We start from the raw sequence: 18,058 nt of genomic DNA on the forward strand, positions 1-18,058 counted from the left end.
GCGAAGGTGGGGCGGAGTTTCAGTCCGCGGTGCGGAAGGCGGTGAAGTCGGCGGTGCCGGCGGGTCCCGTCCCGGCCGGCGCGGTGGCGAACAGTCCGAGCAGTGCGCCGACCCAGCGCCAGGGCGTGGCCGCGAAGACCTGGCCCGAGGGACGGAGACCGGCGCCGTCGCCCGTGTCCGCGTAGAAGCGGCAGCGGGCGCCGGCCGTGACCTCGATACGGAGGCGGACACGGCCCTGCGGCGCCGGGCGCGGGTGCTCGGCGTCGCGTTCGTGCTCGGCGACCGTCTCCGCGTACCGGTGCACGAGGCGCGGAGCCCCGTCGTCCCCCGCTTCGAGGCCGATCCAGCTGAACGCGTCGCCCAGGACGGCGAGTCCGGCCTTGGCCCCGGGCTCGTCGCTCCTCAGGACCAGCCCCGTCTCGACGGTGAACGTCTCGGCCGGCAGCCGCTGGACCAGCACGTTGGGCAGCGCCCGCAGATCGTGTGCGTACGCGGTCCGTACGCAGCTGAGCCGCAGTCCGTCGCCGGCGTGCTCGACCGTCCAGCCGGGCCGGGGCGCGGCCGTCCACTGCCACTGCCGGCCGAACCGTCCGCCGGGGAAGTCGTCGTCGAAGGCGGGGACCTCCCGGGGCTGCTCGGGGGCGAGGGGCTTGGCGTGCACGGAGACGGGTTCGCCCTCGTCGCCGATGACGGGCCAGGGGCCCGCGTCACCGTCGGTGCTCCAGCGCATCGGCTGGAGGTGCACGACGCGTCCGTACGCGCCCTTGGCCTGGAAGTGCAGGAACCAGTCCTCGCCCTGCGCCGTACGCACCCAGCCGCCCTGGTGCGGTCCGTTGACCGTCGTGCCGCCCTGGGCGAGGACGACACGCTCCTCGTACGGTCCCGCGAAGTCCCGGGACCGGAAAGCGCCCTGCCAGCCGGTCTCCACCCCGCCCGCCGGGGCGAAGATCCAGAAGTACCCGTCGTGGCGGTAGAGCTTGGGGCCTTCGAGGGTGAACCAGCCGGGGATCCGGTCGGCGTCGATCAGCGTCTCGCCCTCGTCGAGCAGTTCGCGCCCGTCGGGGCTCATCCGGTGGCCGGTGAGCCGGTTCTTGATCCCGGAACGGGACTTGGCCCAGGCGTGCACGAGGTACGCCTCGCCGGTCTCCTCGTCCCACAGCGGGCAGGCGTCGATCAGCCCCTTTCCGGCCTTGATGAGGTGCGGTGCGCTCCACGGGCCCCGGATGTCCTCGGCGTTGATCTGCTGGATGCCGTGGTCCGGGTCGCCCCAGAAGATCCAGAACCGTCCGTCGTGGTGGCGCAGGGACGGCGCCCACACCCCGCAGTCGTGGCGCGGGACGGCGAAGTCGGCGGCTGGTTCGAGGCTCTCCAGGGCGTGCCCGACGAGGGTCCAGTTGACCAGGTCACGGGAGTGGAGCAGAGGCAGCCCGGGGACCCTGCCGAAGCTGGACGCGGTCATGTAGTAGTCGTCGCCGTGGCGCACGACGTCCGGGTCGGACCAGTCGGCGTCCAGCACCGGGTTGCGGTAGGTACCGTCGCCGAGGTCGGCGGAGCGGAGCGTGGTGGAGCCGTTCATGCGGTCACGACCTTGCGGACGTACGCCTCCGCGGCGTCCCGGTCGAGGGTGCCGTCGGCGACGACGGTGACGACGCGGCGTACGACGGTGGCTCCGGCGGCGACGTCGAGGCGCCGGTCGGCGGCGAGGGAGGAGCCCACTCCGGGGTACTCGGTGCTCCGGACGAACCAGGGGTCGTCGCGGGTGTCCCCGGTCGCGCCGGCGAAGACGAGGGTCCAGCCGTTCCCGGCGAGGGCCACCCAGTCGGCGGCGGTGCCGTGGACGGCCTCCTCACCGTCCAGATCGGCGCTGAACACGGCCGGAGCCGCGCTCTCCTTGGGTGCGCGCCAGAAGAAGCCGCCGTAACCGGCGCCGGGGCGGCCGTTGGTGGCGGGGCTGCCGATGGACAGGTCGCCGCTCCCCCGGTTGGTGAGGGAGAAGGAGAAGTCGAGCGCCCAGGCGGTGTCGGAGAGTCCGGTGACGGCGACCGTTCGGTGCTCGCGGAGCAGTTCGGTGCCGTCGGCCTCCCAGCTCAGCTCCTCCACGAAACCGTCCGGATCGCGGAGCTTCCAGCCGAGGTGCCGCTGCACCCCGTGGTTGTCGAGCTCGGTGGGTCCCTGGTCGCGGACGAAGGTGCGTCCGCCCCAGAAGTTGTACCCGGCCACGTCGGGTACGGCGATGGATGCTCCGAGGTGGTGGATGTGGTCGTCGGGCCGTTCCTCGGTGACGGGGATGCCGGCCAGGGTGGTGACGGGGTGCAGGAACGGGCGGCCGTCCTGGGCAGCGGGGAGGTAGCTGTAGCGGCCGACAGGGCGGCCGGCGCAGCTGAGGAGTGCGGTGGTCACGGTGTACTCACCTCGCTGGGGTGCGCCCAGGGGGCGCCGAGTTCGGAGAAGAGGCTGAGGGTGTCCGCGCCCGCGGCGACCATGCCGTCGATGCCGCGCACGACGCGCCGTACGCCGGTGGTGGCCGCTGCCGGTGCGGTGTACCAGGAGCCCATGGGCAGCGCGGCGGGTTCCGGTGCGGTGCGCACGGCCTCGACGACGCGCATGAACGCGCCGGTGCGGTGCGGCGGTACGAGGAGCGCCGTGCCGTGCGCGAGGTGGCCGGCCAGGTTCTCCAGGAGGTCGGTCCGCCCGTGGACGACCTCCTCGGGGCCCCGGCCCGCGCGCTGGACGAGAACGCGGTCCTGCTTGTACCAGAAGGTGATCCGGCCCCGGTCGCCGTGGACGATCACGTACGGTTCGGCGGCCTGTTCGGCGCAGAGGGTGACGGCGACGGTGACCGGCGGCCCGCCCGCGGTGGTGACGCGGAGGCAGGAGGTGTCGTCGGCCTCGATGTCGTTGGCCCGGAACAGCTGGGTCTCGATGGCCAGGACGTCCTCGGCCGTCCCGCTGTCCGCGAGTTCGAGCGCGGTGGCGACGGCGTGGGCGAGAGGGTTGGTGAGGACCCCGTCGACCACGTCGGTGCCGCCGATCCTGCGGCGCCCGGCCCAGGGTGCCCGCCGGTAGTAGGCCTCGTCGCGGACCCAGGCACCGGCGGCGCCGAAGCCCTGGACGGCGCCGATCGCGCCGGTGCCGATGAGTTCCCGGATGGCGGGGACGGAGTGCGAGCCGAAGGACTGGAAGCCGATCTGGCAGGCGACGCCCGCTTCCCGCACCCCGTCGGTCATACGGACGTAGTCGGCGTACGTGGCGGCGGGCGGCTTCTCCAGGAGGAGGTGTACGCCCCGGGCGGCGGCGGTGAGCGCCAGTTCCGTATGGGTCTGGATCGGGGTGCAGATGACGGCGGCGCGGGCCCCGGTGGAGTCCAGGAGCGCACCGAAGTCGGCCGACTGCTCCGGGAGTTCTCCGGCGAAGGCGTCCAGTTCGGCGGGGTCGAGCGGGGTCAGTTCGCAGATTCCGGCGAGCCGGACGACGCCCTGGTCCTGGAGCCGGCGGATGTTGGCGAGGTGCCAGCGGCCGTGGCCGCGTGCCCCGGCGAGGACGATCGGAAGGGGGGTGGCGGTCGTGTTCATCCGGCCCTCCCCGCGCCCGCGCCGCGTGCCACGTCGGCGGCGGCCCGTGCCGCGCTGTCGACCGGTCCGTGCAGGGTGGGCGTCCAGCCGACGTCCGCGGTGAGGTCGCGTTCGCTGCCGGAGTTGTACGCGTTGTAGATGGCGAGGAGGTCCACCGGGAAGCCGTTGAACTCGTTGCCGCTCTGGGCCAGCGCGCTGCCGTTCCAGCTCTTCAGCAGGTCGGCGACCTCGATGTGGCCGGGGGCGGTGAACGCGTTGTTCTCGGCGACGGTCCGGGACTCGGTGGAGACTCCGATGGAGTACCGGTAGGCGGCGCCCTCCGGGACGACGTACCGGTTGTTGTAGAGGTGGACCTGGCCGAAGCGGACGCGCGGGGCGCGCTGCACCACGGCGTCGAACTCGTTGTGGTGCAGGGTGACCCGCAGCTTGCCCCGGTCGGTGGTGACGCCGTCCCCGTTGCCGATCAGCATGGCCTTGTCGTGGCCCTGGAAGCGGCTCCAGGAGACGGTGACCAGGTCGGAGCCGTTGGTGATGTCCAGCAGACCGTCGTGCCGCAGGTAGTTGCGGCCGAAGTGGGTGGGCTCCTTCTCGTCGGGGTGGCCCTTGTCGCTGGCCGTGACGTGGTCGACCCAGACGTGGGTGGCGCCGCGCAGCCAGAGCGTGTCGTACGCGGTCTTCCAGTCGCCGAGGCCACCGGTGTTGGGCTGCCAGACGGGGAAGCAGTCGTAGGCGTCCCGGAGTTCGAGGTTGCGGACGATGACGTTGTCGGCGTCCCTGACCTGGAGGCTCGCGCCCTTGAGCACGGCGCCGCGGCCGAGGCCGAGGAGCGTCGTGTTGGAGCCGACGAGCAGCTCGACGCGTTCCGCCTGCCGGGCGGCGGATGCCTTGCGGGCCTCCTCCTGCGGCCCGGAGGGCTTCGCCGCGCCCCAGGTGCGGGGGTCGTACGCGGCGAGGTAGGCCGGCAGGCCGTAGCCGTCGGTGGCGTAGTCCTCGCAGTCCAGTGCCCGTCCACGGTCGTCGGTGTTGGCGTCGATGGTCCCCGCGACACGGATGATCTTCGGTACGGAGCTGCCGCCGTCCAGCGCGGCGGCGAGCTGCGCCCGGTTGCGTACGGTGAAGACATGGGCGTCGTCGGCGGCCGAACCGCCCGTCGTCCCGGCGCCCTCAGCGGCCCAGCCGTCGCCGGCCGCGAGGACCTCGCGGTCCAGGTCCGGTACGGCTGCCGCGGGCGCGGCGGACGTGACGGCCTGCGTTGCGGCCTGGGCTCCTGGCTGGAGCGCGAGACAGCCTGCGAGCAGGACGAGCGCGGCGGCGGCGCGGCGGCCGGTGCGGGGCCGGAGCGCCGGGCGGGTTCGTGCGGTCATGTGCGTCAGCCCTTCACTGCGCCGGCGCTGAAACCGGTGATCAGCCACTTCTGGATGAAGGCGAAGACGATCACCACGGGCACGGCGGCGATGACACCGCCCGCGGCGAGCGCCCCCAGGTCGACGCTGTCGGCGCCGATGAGGGTGTTCAGGCCGACCGGGATCGTCTGCTTGTCCTGCTCGCTGAGGAACATCAGGGCGAACAGGAAGTGGTTCCAGCTGTGGACGAAGGCGAAGGAGCCGACGGCGATCAGTCCGGGCCTGAGCAGCGGAAGTACGACGGCGCAGAAGGCGCGGAAGCGCGAGCAGCCGTCCACCCACGCGGCTTCCTCCAGCGTCATGGGCACGTTTTTGATGAAACCGCTGATCAGGATGATCGACAGCGGGAGCTGGAAGACCGTCTCGGCGATGATGACGCTCCCGAGGGAGTTGATCATCTGGAGGTTCTTGAAGATCTCGAAGAGCGGTACGAGCATCAGCGCGCCCGGGATGAACTGCGAGCACAAGAGCGCCAGCATGAACCCGTTCTTGATCCGGAAGTTGAAGCGGGCCAGTGCGTAGCCGCCGGCCAGGGCGACCAGGGTCGTGGTGAACAGGGTGGCGACCCCGACGATCATGCTGTTCTGGAAGAAGATCGCGAAGCTGCGCTCGTTCCAGACCTTGGAGAAGTGCTCGCCCGTCATCGGCCAGGGCACCAGCGAGGTGGAGCCCGCGGGCCGTACCGCGAAGAGGAACATCCAGTAGAACGGGATGAGCGTGAAGAGCAGATAGATGCCCAGGGGCACGTAGATCTGCCAGCGCGGTACGTCGTCGAAGGCGCGCTCGCGCCCGCGGCGGTGCCGTGCGGGGGGCGGCGGCGGGGTGCGTACGGGTTCCGGGGCCGTGCCCGAGTGCTTCTCGGCGAGTGCGGCAGTCACTTGTGGTCGCCTCCGAACTTGCTCAGGCGCAGATAGACGATCGAGCAGAAGAGAAGGATCACGAAGGCGACGGTGGTGAGCGCGGATGCGTAACCGAAGTCGTGGCCCTCGATACCGGTGTTGGCTACGTAGAGCGGCAGCGTGGTGGTCTCGCCCGCAGGTCCGCCGCCGGTGAGGGTGTACAGCAGGTCGACGTTGTTGAACTCCCAGACCCCGCGGAGCAGGGTGGCGAGGATGATCGCGTCGCGCAGGTGCGGCAGGGTGATGTGGACGAACTGACGTATGCGGCCGGCGCCGTCGACCGACGCCGCCTCGTACAGCTCCTTCGACACGGACTGCAGGTCGGCGAGGATGAGGATGGCGAAGAAGGGGACTCCTCGCCAGAGTTCGGCGACCGTGGCGGCCCAGAAGACGGTGCCGGTGTCGGAGAGCACCGAGGTGCCGTAGTCACCGATTCCGGCGTCCGCGAGGTAACGGCTGAAGCCGGTCGAGGAGTTGTAGAGCAGGATCCAGATGGTGCTGGTGAGGACGCCGGAGACGGCCCAGGGCGAGAAGACCATCGCCCGGGAGATGCCGCGGCCGATGAAGGTCTGGTTCACGATCAGCGCGAGGGCGAGGCCCAGCGCGAGCTGGAGCGAGACCTGGACGCCGACCCACTGGGCGCTGAAGCCGAGGGTCGACCAGAAGTGGTCGTCCTCGGTGAAGATGCGGGTGAAGTTGTCGAAGCCGGCGAAGCCGTTCCGCCACGGCTTCGTGACGTTGTAGTTCTGCAGGCTGTAGTAGAAGACGCTGATCACCGGGTAGGCGATGAAGCCCAGCATCAGCAGCCCTGCGGGCGCGATCAGCAGGTAGGGCAGTCGGCGCGGGCTCGCCGATCGGCGCTTGGGCACCTTGGGCGGTTTGGCCACGGCTGCGGCTTGGGCCATGACACGTCTCCGTTCTTTGCGGTGTGCGGGTGTCGTACGTGCGGTGCGTGTGGTGCACAAGCGCTTGCCGCATGTCGTTCGGCCTGCCGAACGAGGCGGTGCGCAGGAATTCTCGGCGCCGGTCGAGCGGCGGTTCAGCCTGCGTACGGGTCGGGCACGTCGCCCTGCCGGGCGAGGAAGGCGAAGTCGCAGCCGGTGTCGGCCTGGGTGATCTGGTCCTGGTAGAGCGCCCCGTAACCGCGCCCGTACCGGTTGGGCGGCGGGGTCCAGTCGGCCCTGCGGCGCTCCAGCTCCTCATCGGACACGTCGAGGTGGAGCAGTCGGGCCCCCACGTCCAGCGTGATCGCGTCACCGGTACGGACGAGGGCGAGCGGCCCGCCGACGTACGACTCGGGCGCCACGTGCAGGACGCACGCCCCGTAACTGGTGCCGCTCATCCGGGCGTCGGAGATCCGCACCATGTCCCGTACGCCCTGCTTCAGCAGGTAGTCGGGGATCGGCAGCATTCCGTACTCCGGCATACCGGGCCCGCCCTTGGGGCCCGCGTTGCGGAGCACCAGGACGTGGTCGGCGGTGAGCGCGAGCGCCGGGTCGTTGATGGTGGCCTGCATCTCCCGGTAGTCGTCGAAGACGACCGCGGGGCCGGTGTGACGCAGCAGGTGCGGCTCGGCGGCGATGTGCTTGATGACCGCCCCGTCCGGGCAGAGGTTGCCGCGCAGCACCGCCACGCCGCCCTCGTCGGCGAGCGGGTTGTCCCGCTCCCGGATGACGTCCGCGTTGTGCACGAGCGCCCCGTCGATCTGCTCACGCATCGAGGTGTGCGAGACGGTGGGGCGGTCCAGGTGCAGTACGTCGGTGAGGCGGGCCAGGAACCCGGGCAGCCCGCCGGCGAAGTGGAAGTCCTCCATCAGGTACTTCCCGCCGGGGCGGAGGTTGGCGAGTACCGGCACGGTGCGGGCGATGCGGTCGAAGTCGTCCAGGGTGAGCTTCACTCCCGAGCGGCCCGCCATGGCGATCAGGTGGATCACGGCGTTGGTGGAACCGCCGAGTGCGAGCACCGTGGCGACGGCGTCCTCGTAGGCGTCCGCCGTGAGGATCTTCGACAAGGTCAGCTGCTGCCACACCAGTTCGACGATCCGGATGCCCGACTCCGCCGCCATCCGGTCGTGACCGGAGTCGACGGCCGGGATGGAAGAGGCGCCCGGCACCGTGACGCCCAGCGCCTCGGCGGCGGCCGTCAGGGTCGAGGCGGTCCCCATCGTCATGCAGTGGCCGGGCGAGCGGGCGAGCCCGTTCTCCAGTTCGGCCATCTCGCAGTCGCCGATGAGACCGGCCCGCTTGTCGTCCCAGTACTTCCACATGTCCGTGCCTGAGCCCAGGACCTCGTTGCGCCAGTGCCCCGGCAGCATCGGGCCCGCGGGGACGAACACGGTCGGCAGGTCGACCGACGCGGCGCCCATCAGCAGCGCGGGGGTCGACTTGTCGCAGCCCCCGAGCAGGACGGCGCCGTCGACCGGATAGGAGCGCAGCAGCTCCTCGGTCTCCATCGCCAGCATGTTGCGGTAGAGCATGGGCGTCGGCTTCTGGAAGGTCTCCGAGAGCGTGGAGACCGGGAACTCGAGCGGGAAGCCGCCCGCCTGCCAGACCCCCCGCTTGACCGCCTGCGCGCGGTCGCGCAGGTGGACGTGGCAGGGATTGATGTCCGACCAGGTGTTGAGGATCGCGATGACCGGCTTACCCAGGTGCTCCTGCGGGAGGTAGCCGAGCTGACGGGTGCGGGCACGGTGGCTGAACGAGCGGAGCCCGTCCGTGCCGTACCACTGGTGGCTGCGCAGTTCCTCGGAGGTGAGTCGAGCTGTCATATGGACCACCCGGCGACCTGGTCGGCGACCTCGGCGCGCTGGGCCTGGGGCAGCACCCTGCTGGGGGCGCGGACATCGCGCCGGCAGAGTCCGAGCGAGGCCAGGGCCTCCTTGACGACCGTGACGTTGTTGGCGGACTGCCGGTCCGCGCGCAGCTCCTCGAAACGGCGGATCTGCTCCCAGACCTTCATCGCCGCCGCGTAGTCCCCGGCCCGCAATGCCTCCAGCATGGTCAGCGAGACGCCGGGGGCGACGTTGACGAGGCCGGAGGTGAAGCCGGTGGCGCCGGTGGCGAAGTAGGAGGGGGCGTACAGCTCGGCGAGGCCCGCCACCCAGACGAAGCGCTCCAGGCCCGCGTCCCGGGCGAAGGCGCCGAAGCGGGCCGCGTCCGGCACGGCGTACTTCACGCCGATGACGTTGGGGCAGCTGTCGGCGAGGGTGCTCAGTGCCTCGCCGCCGAGCAGCGGGTTGCGGATGTAGGGGACGACTCCGAGCTCGGGTACGGCTTCGGCGATCGCCCGGTGGTAGTCGATCCAGCCGTCCTGCGAGACGTAGGGGTGCACCGGCTGGTGCACCATCACCATCTCGGCGCCGGCGTCCCTGGCGTGCCGGGCGGCGTCGACGGCGGTCGGCACGTCGTGTCCGACGCCCACCAGGACGGTGGCGCGGTCGCCCGTCTCCTCGATGGTCAGTTCGGTGACGGCCCGTCGCTCGTCGGGCGTGAGCGCATAGAACTCCCCGGTGTTGCCGTTCGGGGTGAGGATGCGTACGCCGCCGTCGAGCAGCCGTCGCAGCAGGGCGCGGTGCGCCGCCGTGTCGATGGTCCCGTCCTCGGCGAACGGGGTCACCGGGATGGCCACGACATCTGCGAGGGCCGCCTTCAGCGGAGTGAGGTCCATGCGGACACGCCTTTCGTCTGTGTGCTGGTGGTTCACGCCGCGTCACCCCCGTCGACGTCGTCGGGGAAGGCGCGGCGCACGAACGACGCGATGTGGTCGTGGAGAGCCCCGGCGGCCGCGGTGGCGTCGGCGGCGAGCGCGAGCCGCAGGATCTCCCGGTGCTCGGCCGCCTCCCGCTCCCAGGTCGGGATGGCCGACCAGGCGACGGTCGAGACCAGGGCCGCCTGGTCGCGGACCTCGTCGAGCATCCGGGCGAGCAGCGGGTTTCCGCAGGGCAGGTAGAGCGCCCGGTGGAAGTCCCGGTTGGCCAGGGAGCGTTCGGCCTTGTCCTGCGCCGAGTCGGCCCGTTCCAGGGCCTCCTGGGCCTCGTCGAGCGAGCCCCTGCGGGTGATCGAACGGCGCAGCGCCTCGGGCTCCAGGAGGAGCCGTACGTCGTACACCTCGCGGGCCATGGTCGCGTCGACGAGCCGCACCGTGGCGCCCTTGTACTGGCTCATGACGACGAGCCCGGTACCGGCCAAGGTCTTCAGCGCCTCCCGCACCGGGGTCTTGGACACCCCGAACTGTGCGGCGAGTTCGGTCTCCACCAGTGCCTGCCCTGGGCTCAGCTGCGCGGTGAGGATCGCGTGCTTGATCGCCTCCAGCACGTACTGGGTGCGGGACGGAATCGGGGTGGGCGCAAAGGTCATGGGTGAAGGGCTCTCGCATCTCGCGTATCGCGTCTCATATATGACGTACGAAGTACGACGCGATGAAGCTAGAGCTGCTCCGAATGTTTCGTCAACGCTTCTGACAAAAGAAGTTTCACGGCTCGTCGTGCGCCGCTGCCGTTATGTCCTCAATGAGGCCGCACGCCGTGCGCGCCGGGCATCCGCCCGATGCCCGGCGCCCCCCTCGGTGACCAGCGTCGGCAGCGTGAAAGACGTACTGCGCGACGGCACGGCGACCCTCTTCCCGGCCGATGTCCTCGTCTTGAGGTTCGGGACCTGGGCGATGCGGCTGAACGCCGGGATCCGGGTCAAGTTCCGCGCGGGCCCCGACAGTTCGGCGGCGCTGACTGTTCGCGACGCGGCGGCCGGGATCGCCCCGTTCTCGGTGGGCGCGGGGGCGAGGGCGCCGCCGTACGACGCGGTGACCCTGGGGGCGAGCGCGGCGATCGGGGTGGGGCTGCCGCGTGTGCTGAGCGCGGCGATGACGGCGGTGCGGCGGGAGACGACCGCGGCCTTCCTGGGACGCACTGCGGCCACCGCGGGCTCCCTGATGACGGCGCCGAACGCGGTGGCACCGACGCTCGGCACGGGACTGCTCGCGGTGGCCTACGTACGGGTAGTGCTGCCGCCGAGCGCGGCGGCGGGGACGCTGACGGCGGCCCTGGTGGTCACGGGCCGGCGGGGGAGGCTGACGGGCTCCCCCACCGGCCCGGTTCCTTCATCGCCCGACGTGGGAGAGCGCGTCGGCGACGGCTTCGAGGTCCGGGCCCGAGGCAAGACCGGCGTGGTAGAGGCGCAGTTGGTTCGCGCCGAGCGAGGCCGCGTGGGCGGCGTCGCGGGCGAGGGTGCCGGGGCTGCCGCCCATCCCGGAGACGACGCCGAAGTTCGCGGCCAGCACGCCGGCCCCGCCCGCGAACGGCTCCAGGACCGCCTCGCGCGCCGCGTCGCCACCGGTGCAGGGCAGCACCACGCCGTCGGCGACGGAGAGGATGTGCCGCGCGTCGACACCCACGTTGGCCCCCGTGCGGTACGCGGCGGGGTCGGCGTGCAGCAGCACCTGGAACCCGGCCCCGGCAGCCGCCCGCACGGCGGCGACCGCGGACTCCTGCAGCGTACGGGCGACCTGGCCGCGCCACCGGAGGGTGGCCTCGGCGAGCTCGGCGCCGAGCAGCTCGCAGACGGCGGACCATCCCGCCCCGGCGGTGGCGGAGCCGGCCCAGACCGGCTCCAGGGCGCGTCGCACCGACGCGCCCAGCTCATCGGCGTCCAGGCCCTGCCCGCCGTACCCGGCCCGGCAGTGCGGGCAGAAGCACAGCGACATCAGGTACTGCGCCGCGTCCCCCAGACCGACCCCCGCGGTCTTGTCGTGGGCGTGCAGGTGGGCGAGGCCGTACCAGCCGCAGGACTCCAGCTCGGTGCCGAGCGCCCCCTCGCGGACCGCGGCCTCGGCGGCCAGGGCGACCAGATAGGCGTGGACGTCCGGCTGGGCGATGCAGGGCGCCCACGGGTAGCGGTCGCCGTAGGCGTTGACCACCGAGGTGTCCGGATGTTCGGCTCCCAGCCGCGAGTTGTGCGCCAGCACGACCCAGCTGTGGACCTGGAGCCCGGCATCGGTCAGCGCCCGCGCCGCCTCCGCGTACGGGTCATCGCCCGGCACCCAGGACTGCCCGTAGGGCCGCAGCGCGCGCCCCGACCAGCGTTCCGCGTCCGGCGGGTAGAGCACCGCGGCGTGCTCGGCGGTGACGATGCGGCGGCCCGGATGACGCGGGGTCAGTGCCCGGGTCGAGTGGTAGGCCGAGGCGAGGGTGACCTGCTGGACCCCGAGGGCGGCGACGCGCGCCGCGGCGTCCGGGTCGCCGACGACGTCCCAGGGGTAGAGGAAGGCGGACGTCTTCACCCGCGTGCCACCGCCTCCGGCGCCTCGGCCCCGGGCGTACCGGCCTCGCGTGCCTCCAGCACGGCGCGTCCGCCCGCGATGATCCCGACGAGCTCCTCGATGTGGGCGGCGGGCGGCTCCATGAGCGGGGTGCGCACCTCTCCGACCTCCCGCCCACCGAGACGGACAGCCGCCTTCACCAGCGAGACGGCGTAGCCGTGCCCCTTGGCGCGCAGCTCTACCAGTGGCCGGTAGAAGTGGTCCAGCAGGGCATTGGCCAGCTCGTCGTCACCCGAGTCCAGCGCCCGGTAGAAGGCGAGGGCGATGTCGGGGGCGAAGGCGAAGACGGCCGAGGAGTAGAGCGTGATGCCGATGCCCCGGTAGGCGAGCCCGGTGAGTTCGGCGGTCGGCAGGCCGTTGAAGTACAGGAAGTCCTGGCCGGGCGACCCGGTGCGTACGGCACTGACGATCCGCTGCATCAGGTCGAGGTCACCGAACCCGTCCTTGAGCCCGATGATCCCGGGCGTCCCCGCGAGCGCGACGACGGTCTCCGGAGTGAAGACGGCGTTGTCGCGCTGATAGACGATCGTCTCCAGTCCGGTGGCGGCGGCGAGCGCGGTGTAGTGGCGCAGCAGCCCTTCCTGACCCGCGACGACAAGGTACGGGGGCAGGGCGAGAAGTCCGTCGGCGCCCGCCTCCTCGGCGATCTTCGCGTACTGGATCGCGAGCGCGGTGCCGTATCCGGCGCCCGCGACGACGGGCACCTGTCCGGCGGTCTCCTCGACCGCCGCGGCGACCAGGAGCCCGAACTCGTCAGGGGTCAGCGCGTGGAACTCGCCCGTGCCGCAGCACGCGAAGACCGCGGCCGCACCGGCGTCGATACCGTCCCGCACATGCGCACGGAACGCGGTCAGGTCGACGGCACCGTCCGGCCCGTACGCGGTGACGGGGAAGAAGAGCGGCCCGGCGACTCGCGTGAGCCGGGCGGCAAGGGGGGCTGAGGTCACGGGCGCTCCCTGAGCGGATTCAGGCGTGCACAACTATGATTGACGTCCATATTCATGAACGGCGCCACGCTAAGGCAGGCACCGGGGCAAGGTCAAGACGGAAACGCCGAGCTGGAGGAGGGACCCGCTCCGGATCCACCCGGCCCACGAGACACTTGACGTGATCCGTCGGGCGTTCGTAACTTGTCCATGCATGTGAATGTCATCCATGGATTTGATGTGTTGCGCACGTCCGTCACGTCCGCGACCGCACCGAGGAGAACCCCGAATGCCCGCTCCCCGCACCGTCCTGCTCACCGGCGCCGCCGGTGGTCTCGGCACCCTGATGCGCGCGCTGCTGCCCGCGCACGGCTACGAGCTCCGGCTCCTCGACCTCGTCCCCATCGAGGGCGAGCCGGACGCGATCGTCGCCGACCTGGGCGACAAGGAGGCGCTCCGCGAGGCCGTGCGGGGCGTCGACGCGATCATCCACCTCGCGGGCATCTCCCTGGAAGCCTCCTTCGACAAGATTCTGCGCGCGAACATCGAGGGGACCTACAACCTCTACGAGGCCGCGCGCGAGGAGGGCGTGCGCCGCGTCGTGTTCGCCTCGTCCAACCACGCCATCGGCTACACCCCGCGCCCGCTGCCCGGCGACCCGCTGATCCCGGTCGGCGTCACCCGCCGCCCGGACACCTTCTACGGCCTCTCCAAGTCCTTCGGCGAGGACCTCGCCCAGCTCTACTGGGACCGGTACGGCCTGGAGACCGTATCCGTGCGCATCGGCTCGTGCTTCGAGGAGCCCACGTCGGTACGGATGCTGTCGGTCTGGATGAGCCCCGCCGACGGCGCCCGGCTCCTCGACGCCGCCATCACCGCCGAGAACGTCGGGCACACGGTCGTCTACGGCTCCTCCGACAACACGCGCCTGTGGTGGGACCTGAGCTCCGCCCGGTCCCTGGGCTACGAGCCCCAGGACGATTCCGAGCCCTACGCGGACAAACTCATCGCCGAGCAGGGCGAACTGGACCCCGCCAAGCCGGAGCACGCGCACATCGGGGGCCACTTCGTCACCGACCCGCCGATCTGGCCCCACTGACCGGGCGCCCGGGCCGGCCGAAACCCCGGTGACAGCCCGCCGCCCCGCCCGGCATCATGCGGGCCATGCCGAAACCTTCCGGATTCCTGTACGAGCGGCACGCCCACGCGAGCGTCACCATCACCCATCACGGCCGCCCGGCGGGCACACTGCGCGGGAGCCGGGCGGAGAAGTTCGTGGCCGAGGTGACCTCGGGGGACGCCCAACTGGTCATGGCCCGCTGGACCGGCGCGTACAAGCACGGCAACGAGCGCGCCGCCCGCAACCACCCGCGCAACCAGCGGGGCGGTCGCTGAAATCGAACGCCGAAGCCCCTGCGGAGCTCGCGCGGGCAGAAGCGGAACCCGTACGGAGCAGGGTGCGGGGAGAGCGGAACCCGTACGGAGCAGGCGGGGCAAAGGTAAGGGAACGGCAAAGCGGGGTCGTTCGTTACCCCGTGCATGACCGCAATGACCCCCGGCTCGAACATCCCTCTCTCCGCCGTCCGCGTGGCGGTGGACGTCGCCGCTCCCGTGCGGCTCGACGTCTCGGGCCTGCTGCTCACCGCCGATGGCAAGGTGCGCTCCGACGACGACTTCATCTTCTACAACCAGCCCACGGGCTCCGGCGTGACCTACCGGTCCGGCGGCGGCTCGGCGCCCGACGCGATCGTGGTGGACACCTCGGCGATCCCGCCCGGCATCGAGAAGGTCGTCGTCACCGCGAGCCCCGACGCCGCGGGCCAGTCCTTCCAGGGCATCGAGCCCACCGCCACCGTGCGCAACGCGGACGACGGCACGGCGCTCGCCACCTTCACCCCGCCCCGGCTGGGCTCCGAGACAGCGCTCGTGGTCATCGAGATCTATCTGCGCAACGGCGCCTGGAAGGCCCGCGCCGTAGGCCAGGGCTACGCCAACGGGCTGGCGGGTATCGCCACGGACTTCGGCGTCTCGGTGGAGGAGCCCGCCCCGGCCGCCGCTCCCGCCCCGCAGGCCGCCCCCGTCGACCCGAGGATCGCTCCCCCGGCCCCGGCGGCGCCGCCCGCCCCGCCCGCGGCCGCACCCGCGGGCTCCGGCAAGATCAACCTGGACAAGGGCCGCGTCAGCCTCCAGAAGAACCAGACGGTGTCCCTGGTCAAGGGCGGCAAGCCGCTGCTCTCCCAGGTCAAGATGGGCCTCGGCTGGGAGCCGGCGTTCCGCGGCAAGGACATCGACCTGGACGCATCCGTCATCGCGTACGGGCCCAACCGGAATCACCTGGACAGCTGCTACTTCGGCAAGCTCTCCATCCTGAACGGCGCGATCAAGCACTCGGGCGACAACCTCACGGGTGAGGGCGCCGGAGACGACGAGGTGATCGTCGTGGACCTGGGCCGCATCCCCGCGGAGGCGACCGGTCTGGTCTTCACGGTCAACTCGTTCACCGGCCAGAAGTTCACCGAGGTCGCCAAGGCGTACTGCCGGCTGATCGACGCGGCCACCGGCGAGGAGCTGGTCCGCTTCGACCTGACCGGCGCCGAGCCGCAGACCGGTGTGCTGATGGCCAAGCTGATCAAGCAGTTCTCCGGCGAGTGGGAGATGACCGGCATGGGCGAGTTCGTGAAGTCGCGGACCGTCCGGGGCATGGTGAAGCCCGCCGCCAAGTCCCTGTAACCAGGCGACGGGCCTGGCCCGGAAACGGCTTCCGGGGCACCTGATGACTCTCAGGTGCCCCGGGTCCGGAGATTCTCCAGGCGGACGCTGTGTGAGCTCGTGATCCTTCTCAGAGCTTGGTCAGCTTGGAGTACGGGCTCAGAATCCTCCCCTGTCGCCCAGAGAAGTCGATGAGGACCGCATCGTTGTCGCCCTCGACAGCGAGGATTCTGCCGAGCCCGAACTGGTCGTGCGACACCCTGTCGCCCACATCGAAACATTCGACCGGTGGGGCCGCCTGGGCCGGGCGGTTGAAGGGACTGGAAGGCAGGTGACGCCGGGAACCGGCTGACTGTTTCATTAAGTCGAGTATGCGCCTTGAGAGCGCCCGACGCCATGCCCGACCACTCCTGGGGGCCCAGTAGTGCCGGATTCGTAATCAGCCGTTCCGGTGCCCGGCACGGCTTCTGCGCGCTGCCACCAGGGGAGCTATCCGGAATCCCGTCCGCGAACGCCCCCCGAAGGTGTGGCGGTTCTCGCTTCCCGACGGGGCGCGGCCGGCCCGCCCGCCGGCCTCCCCGGCGGCATCACCACGCACGGTGCGCGTGGTGTGCCGCTGCGTCGTGGTCAGTCCGACGCCGCCGCACCCGCGTGGCCGGGCCGGTTCGGCTGACGCTTCCAGGGGCCGGTGATGGCGAGCAGGATTCCGGGCGTCTGGATGTTGGCGAAGAGCGTCCTCCCGTCGGGCGAGAACGTCACTCCGGCGAACTCGCTGTACTGGGGGCTCTCGGTCGTGCCCACATTGAGGTCGTTGCGCGCGATCGGGTACGTACGGCCGTTCTCCGTCGCACCGAAGAGGTGCGAGATCCCCTCGCCGTCCTCGGCGATGACGAGACCGCCGTAGGGCGAGACGGTGATGTTGTCCGGGCTGTCGAACGCGCCGTCCACGGACGGGTCGGGGTTGACGCCGAGAAGCACCTTCAGGGTCAGCGTGCGGCGCTTGGGGTCGTAGAACCAGACCTGGCCGTCGTGCGGGACGGGGCTCTCGTCCCGGGCGTAGGACGCGACGAGGTAGGCGCCGCCGTCGCCCCACCACATGCCTTCGAGCTTGCGGCCCCGGGTGACGTCCAGCTGGCCGAACTGCTTGCGCACGGGGACGGTCTTCGCGTCCCGGTCGGGGACGTCGGCCCAGTCCACGCCGTACACGGTGCCGATCTTCGTGGCGCGGGACAGGTCGTCGACGAACATGCCGGCACGGTCGAAGCACTTGGCGGCCTGGAGGACACCGGCGTCGTCGGCGAGGGTGCGGAGCCTGCCGCGGCCGTGCTCGAAGCCCTGCGGCGGGACCCAGCGGTAGAACAGCCCGTTGGGGCCGGAGGCGTCCTCGGTGAGGTAGGCGTGGCCGCTCCTGGGGTCGATGACCACGGCCTCGTGGTCGTACCGGCCGAACGCCTTGACGGGCCGCGGGTCACGGTTGGCGTGACGGTCGTACGGGTCGACCTCGAACACGTAGCCGTGGTCCTTGGTCATTCCGTTCTGACCGGCCTTGTCGGAGTTCTCCTCGCAGGTCAGCCAGGTCCCCCAGGCGGTGGAGCCGCCGGCGCAGTTGGTGGAGGTGCCCGCGATGCCGACCCACTCGGCGGTGCGGCCGTCCCTGCGGGTCTCGACGACCGTGCAGCCACCGGACGCGGCGGGGTCGTAGACGAGGCCCTCGGCGAGCGGGACGGGGTACTGCCACTTGGAGCGAGGGCCCTTGAGCTCGTGGTTGTTGACGAGCAGCGTCACTCCGCGGGGGCCCGCGAAGGCGGCCGTGCCGTCGTGGTTGGAGGGCGTGGACTCACCGGTCTCCAGCTTCGTGACGCCGCTGCGCGTGAGGATCCGGTACGAGAATCCGGCGGGCAGCGCCAGGATGCCCGCGGGGTCGGGCAGCAGCTCCCCGTAGCCGGGGGCCTTGTCGTGCCCGTGCCCGTGACCGTTCTCGGAGCCGTGACCCCGGCCGTGCTCCGGCTCCTCGGCGGCGAGGGCGCCGGGCGCGGTGGCGAGTGCGCCGACGGCGCCGGTGAGGGCGATGCCCGCCCCGGTGAGGGCGGACTGCCGGGTGAATTCCCTGCGGGTGAAGGACATCGCGGACTCCATGTGAGGTTTCGGGCCGGGGGGGCGCGCCCAGGCTTCCCTCCTCACACCAACGGAGGTTGAACAAGAAACGACATTGAGCGGCACCCTTCCTGTGATGCCGT

16 protein-coding genes and 1 pseudogene are annotated in these 18,058 nt (G+C 71.3%); 4 read left to right on the forward strand and 13 right to left on the reverse strand.

Going from position 1 to position 18,058, the window contains the following annotated elements; translation table 11 throughout:
• Nucleotides 1–19: 19 nt before the first annotated feature.
• From AB0C82_RS17640 to AB0C82_RS17680, 9 genes are all read right to left on the reverse strand, one after another.
• Nucleotides 20–1,576, reverse strand: coding sequence for a glycoside hydrolase 43 family protein (locus tag AB0C82_RS17640; protein WP_362842344.1), 1,557 nt, complete (start codon nt 1,574–1,576; stop codon nt 20–22).
• Nucleotides 1,573–2,400, reverse strand: coding sequence for a PmoA family protein (locus AB0C82_RS17645; RefSeq protein WP_362842347.1), 828 nt, complete (start codon nt 2,398–2,400; stop codon nt 1,573–1,575). The genes AB0C82_RS17640 and AB0C82_RS17645 overlap by 4 nt, the downstream gene beginning before the upstream one ends.
• Complete coding sequence (locus tag AB0C82_RS17650; protein ID WP_362842350.1) at nt 2,397–3,572, reverse strand: Gfo/Idh/MocA family oxidoreductase; 1,176 nt, start codon at nt 3,570–3,572, stop codon at nt 2,397–2,399. The genes AB0C82_RS17645 and AB0C82_RS17650 overlap by 4 nt, the downstream gene beginning before the upstream one ends.
• On the reverse strand, nt 3,569–4,936 hold the full coding sequence (locus AB0C82_RS17655) for a pectate lyase (protein WP_362842353.1): 1,368 nt from the start codon (nt 4,934–4,936) through the stop codon (nt 3,569–3,571). The genes AB0C82_RS17650 and AB0C82_RS17655 overlap by 4 nt, the downstream gene beginning before the upstream one ends.
• Nucleotides 4,937–4,941: 5 nt before the next feature.
• On the reverse strand, nt 4,942–5,853 hold the full coding sequence (locus AB0C82_RS17660) for a carbohydrate ABC transporter permease (RefSeq protein ID WP_362842356.1): 912 nt from the start codon (nt 5,851–5,853) through the stop codon (nt 4,942–4,944).
• Nucleotides 5,850–6,779 (reverse strand): sugar ABC transporter permease, encoded by a 930-nt coding sequence (locus AB0C82_RS17665; protein WP_362842359.1) that lies wholly within the window; start codon nt 6,777–6,779, stop codon nt 5,850–5,852. Before AB0C82_RS17665 ends, AB0C82_RS17660 begins: the two co-directional genes overlap by 4 nt.
• 134 nt (nt 6,780–6,913) lie before the next feature.
• Nucleotides 6,914–8,641: an L-arabinonate dehydratase gene (gene araD / locus AB0C82_RS17670; protein ID WP_362842362.1), complete on the reverse strand. Its 1,728-nt coding sequence runs from the start codon at nt 8,639–8,641 to the stop codon at nt 6,914–6,916.
• Entirely contained in the window at nt 8,638–9,540 is a 903-nt protein-coding gene (locus AB0C82_RS17675; RefSeq protein WP_362842365.1) for a dihydrodipicolinate synthase family protein, read from the reverse strand. The genes araD and AB0C82_RS17675 overlap by 4 nt, the downstream gene beginning before the upstream one ends.
• Nucleotides 9,541–9,572: 32 nt before the next feature.
• Complete coding sequence (locus AB0C82_RS17680; RefSeq protein WP_362842368.1) at nt 9,573–10,229, reverse strand: GntR family transcriptional regulator; 657 nt, start codon at nt 10,227–10,229, stop codon at nt 9,573–9,575.
• A 379-nt stretch (nt 10,230–10,608) separates the two neighbouring features.
• On the opposite strand from AB0C82_RS17680, the pseudogene AB0C82_RS17685 reads away from it, so the two are divergent.
• A pseudogene (locus tag AB0C82_RS17685) lies at nt 10,609–10,821 on the forward strand (MFS transporter); the annotation flags it as partial.
• Between the two features lie 147 nt (nt 10,822–10,968).
• Here the strand turns inward: AB0C82_RS17685 and AB0C82_RS17690 are convergent.
• Nucleotides 10,969–12,147 (reverse strand): hypothetical protein, encoded by a 1,179-nt coding sequence (locus tag AB0C82_RS17690; protein ID WP_362842371.1) that lies wholly within the window; start codon nt 12,145–12,147, stop codon nt 10,969–10,971.
• Entirely contained in the window at nt 12,144–13,133 is a 990-nt protein-coding gene (locus tag AB0C82_RS17695) for a 5-dehydro-4-deoxyglucarate dehydratase (protein WP_362842374.1), read from the reverse strand. The genes AB0C82_RS17690 and AB0C82_RS17695 overlap by 4 nt, the downstream gene beginning before the upstream one ends.
• A 268-nt stretch (nt 13,134–13,401) precedes the next feature.
• Between AB0C82_RS17695 and AB0C82_RS17700 the strand changes: the two genes are divergently transcribed.
• The 3 genes from AB0C82_RS17700 to AB0C82_RS17710 all read left to right on the forward strand — a co-directional run bounded on the left by AB0C82_RS17700 (nt 13,402) and on the right by AB0C82_RS17710 (nt 15,842).
• Nucleotides 13,402–14,211: an NAD(P)-dependent oxidoreductase gene (locus AB0C82_RS17700; RefSeq protein WP_362842377.1), complete on the forward strand. Its 810-nt coding sequence runs from the start codon at nt 13,402–13,404 to the stop codon at nt 14,209–14,211.
• 65 nt (nt 14,212–14,276) lie between these two features.
• Nucleotides 14,277–14,507 (forward strand): hypothetical protein, encoded by a 231-nt coding sequence (locus tag AB0C82_RS17705; protein WP_362842379.1) that lies wholly within the window; start codon nt 14,277–14,279, stop codon nt 14,505–14,507.
• 153 nt (nt 14,508–14,660) lie between these two features.
• Nucleotides 14,661–15,842, forward strand: coding sequence for a TerD family protein (locus tag AB0C82_RS17710; protein WP_362843151.1), 1,182 nt, complete (start codon nt 14,661–14,663; stop codon nt 15,840–15,842).
• Between the two features lie 109 nt (nt 15,843–15,951).
• Here AB0C82_RS17710 and AB0C82_RS17715 read toward each other — a convergent pair whose 3' ends face one another.
• Both AB0C82_RS17715 and AB0C82_RS17720 read right to left on the reverse strand, forming a co-directional pair.
• Nucleotides 15,952–16,182: a hypothetical protein gene (locus tag AB0C82_RS17715; protein ID WP_073720249.1), complete on the reverse strand. Its 231-nt coding sequence runs from the start codon at nt 16,180–16,182 to the stop codon at nt 15,952–15,954.
• 266 nt (nt 16,183–16,448) lie between these two features.
• Entirely contained in the window at nt 16,449–17,945 is a 1,497-nt protein-coding gene (locus tag AB0C82_RS17720) for an alkaline phosphatase PhoX (RefSeq protein ID WP_362842382.1), read from the reverse strand.
• Between the last annotated feature and the right edge of the window lie 113 nt (nt 17,946–18,058).

Origin of the sequence: Streptomyces sp. NPDC048560 (assembly GCF_040650955.1) — a bacterium.
Classification (GTDB): Bacteria; Actinomycetota; Actinomycetes; order Streptomycetales; family Streptomycetaceae; genus Streptomyces.

Bases quoted from the DNA above. Each gene is read 5' to 3' on its own strand.
- AB0C82_RS17675 (WP_362842365.1), bottom strand. From the start codon at position 9,540: ATGGACCTCACTCCGCTGAAGGCGGCCCTCGCAGATGTCGTGGCCATC.
- AB0C82_RS17655 (WP_362842353.1), bottom strand. From the start codon at position 4,936: ATGACCGCACGAACCCGCCCGGCGCTCCGGCCCCGCACCGGCCGCCGC.
- AB0C82_RS17680 (WP_362842368.1), bottom strand. From the start codon at position 10,229: ATGACCTTTGCGCCCACCCCGATTCCGTCCCGCACCCAGTACGTGCTG.
- AB0C82_RS17715 (WP_073720249.1), bottom strand. From the start codon at position 16,182: ATGAAACAGTCAGCCGGTTCCCGGCGTCACCTGCCTTCCAGTCCCTTC.
- AB0C82_RS17665 (WP_362842359.1), bottom strand. From the start codon at position 6,779: ATGGCCCAAGCCGCAGCCGTGGCCAAACCGCCCAAGGTGCCCAAGCGC.
- AB0C82_RS17650 (WP_362842350.1), bottom strand. From the start codon at position 3,572: ATGAACACGACCGCCACCCCCCTTCCGATCGTCCTCGCCGGGGCACGC.
- AB0C82_RS17710 (WP_362843151.1), top strand. From the start codon at position 14,661: ATGACCCCCGGCTCGAACATCCCTCTCTCCGCCGTCCGCGTGGCGGTG.
- AB0C82_RS17720 (WP_362842382.1), bottom strand. From the start codon at position 17,945: ATGTCCTTCACCCGCAGGGAATTCACCCGGCAGTCCGCCCTCACCGGG.
- AB0C82_RS17700 (WP_362842377.1), top strand. From the start codon at position 13,402: ATGCCCGCTCCCCGCACCGTCCTGCTCACCGGCGCCGCCGGTGGTCTC.
- AB0C82_RS17705 (WP_362842379.1), top strand. From the start codon at position 14,277: ATGCCGAAACCTTCCGGATTCCTGTACGAGCGGCACGCCCACGCGAGC.
- AB0C82_RS17640 (WP_362842344.1), bottom strand. From the start codon at position 1,576: ATGAACGGCTCCACCACGCTCCGCTCCGCCGACCTCGGCGACGGTACC.
- araD (WP_362842362.1), bottom strand. From the start codon at position 8,641: ATGACAGCTCGACTCACCTCCGAGGAACTGCGCAGCCACCAGTGGTAC.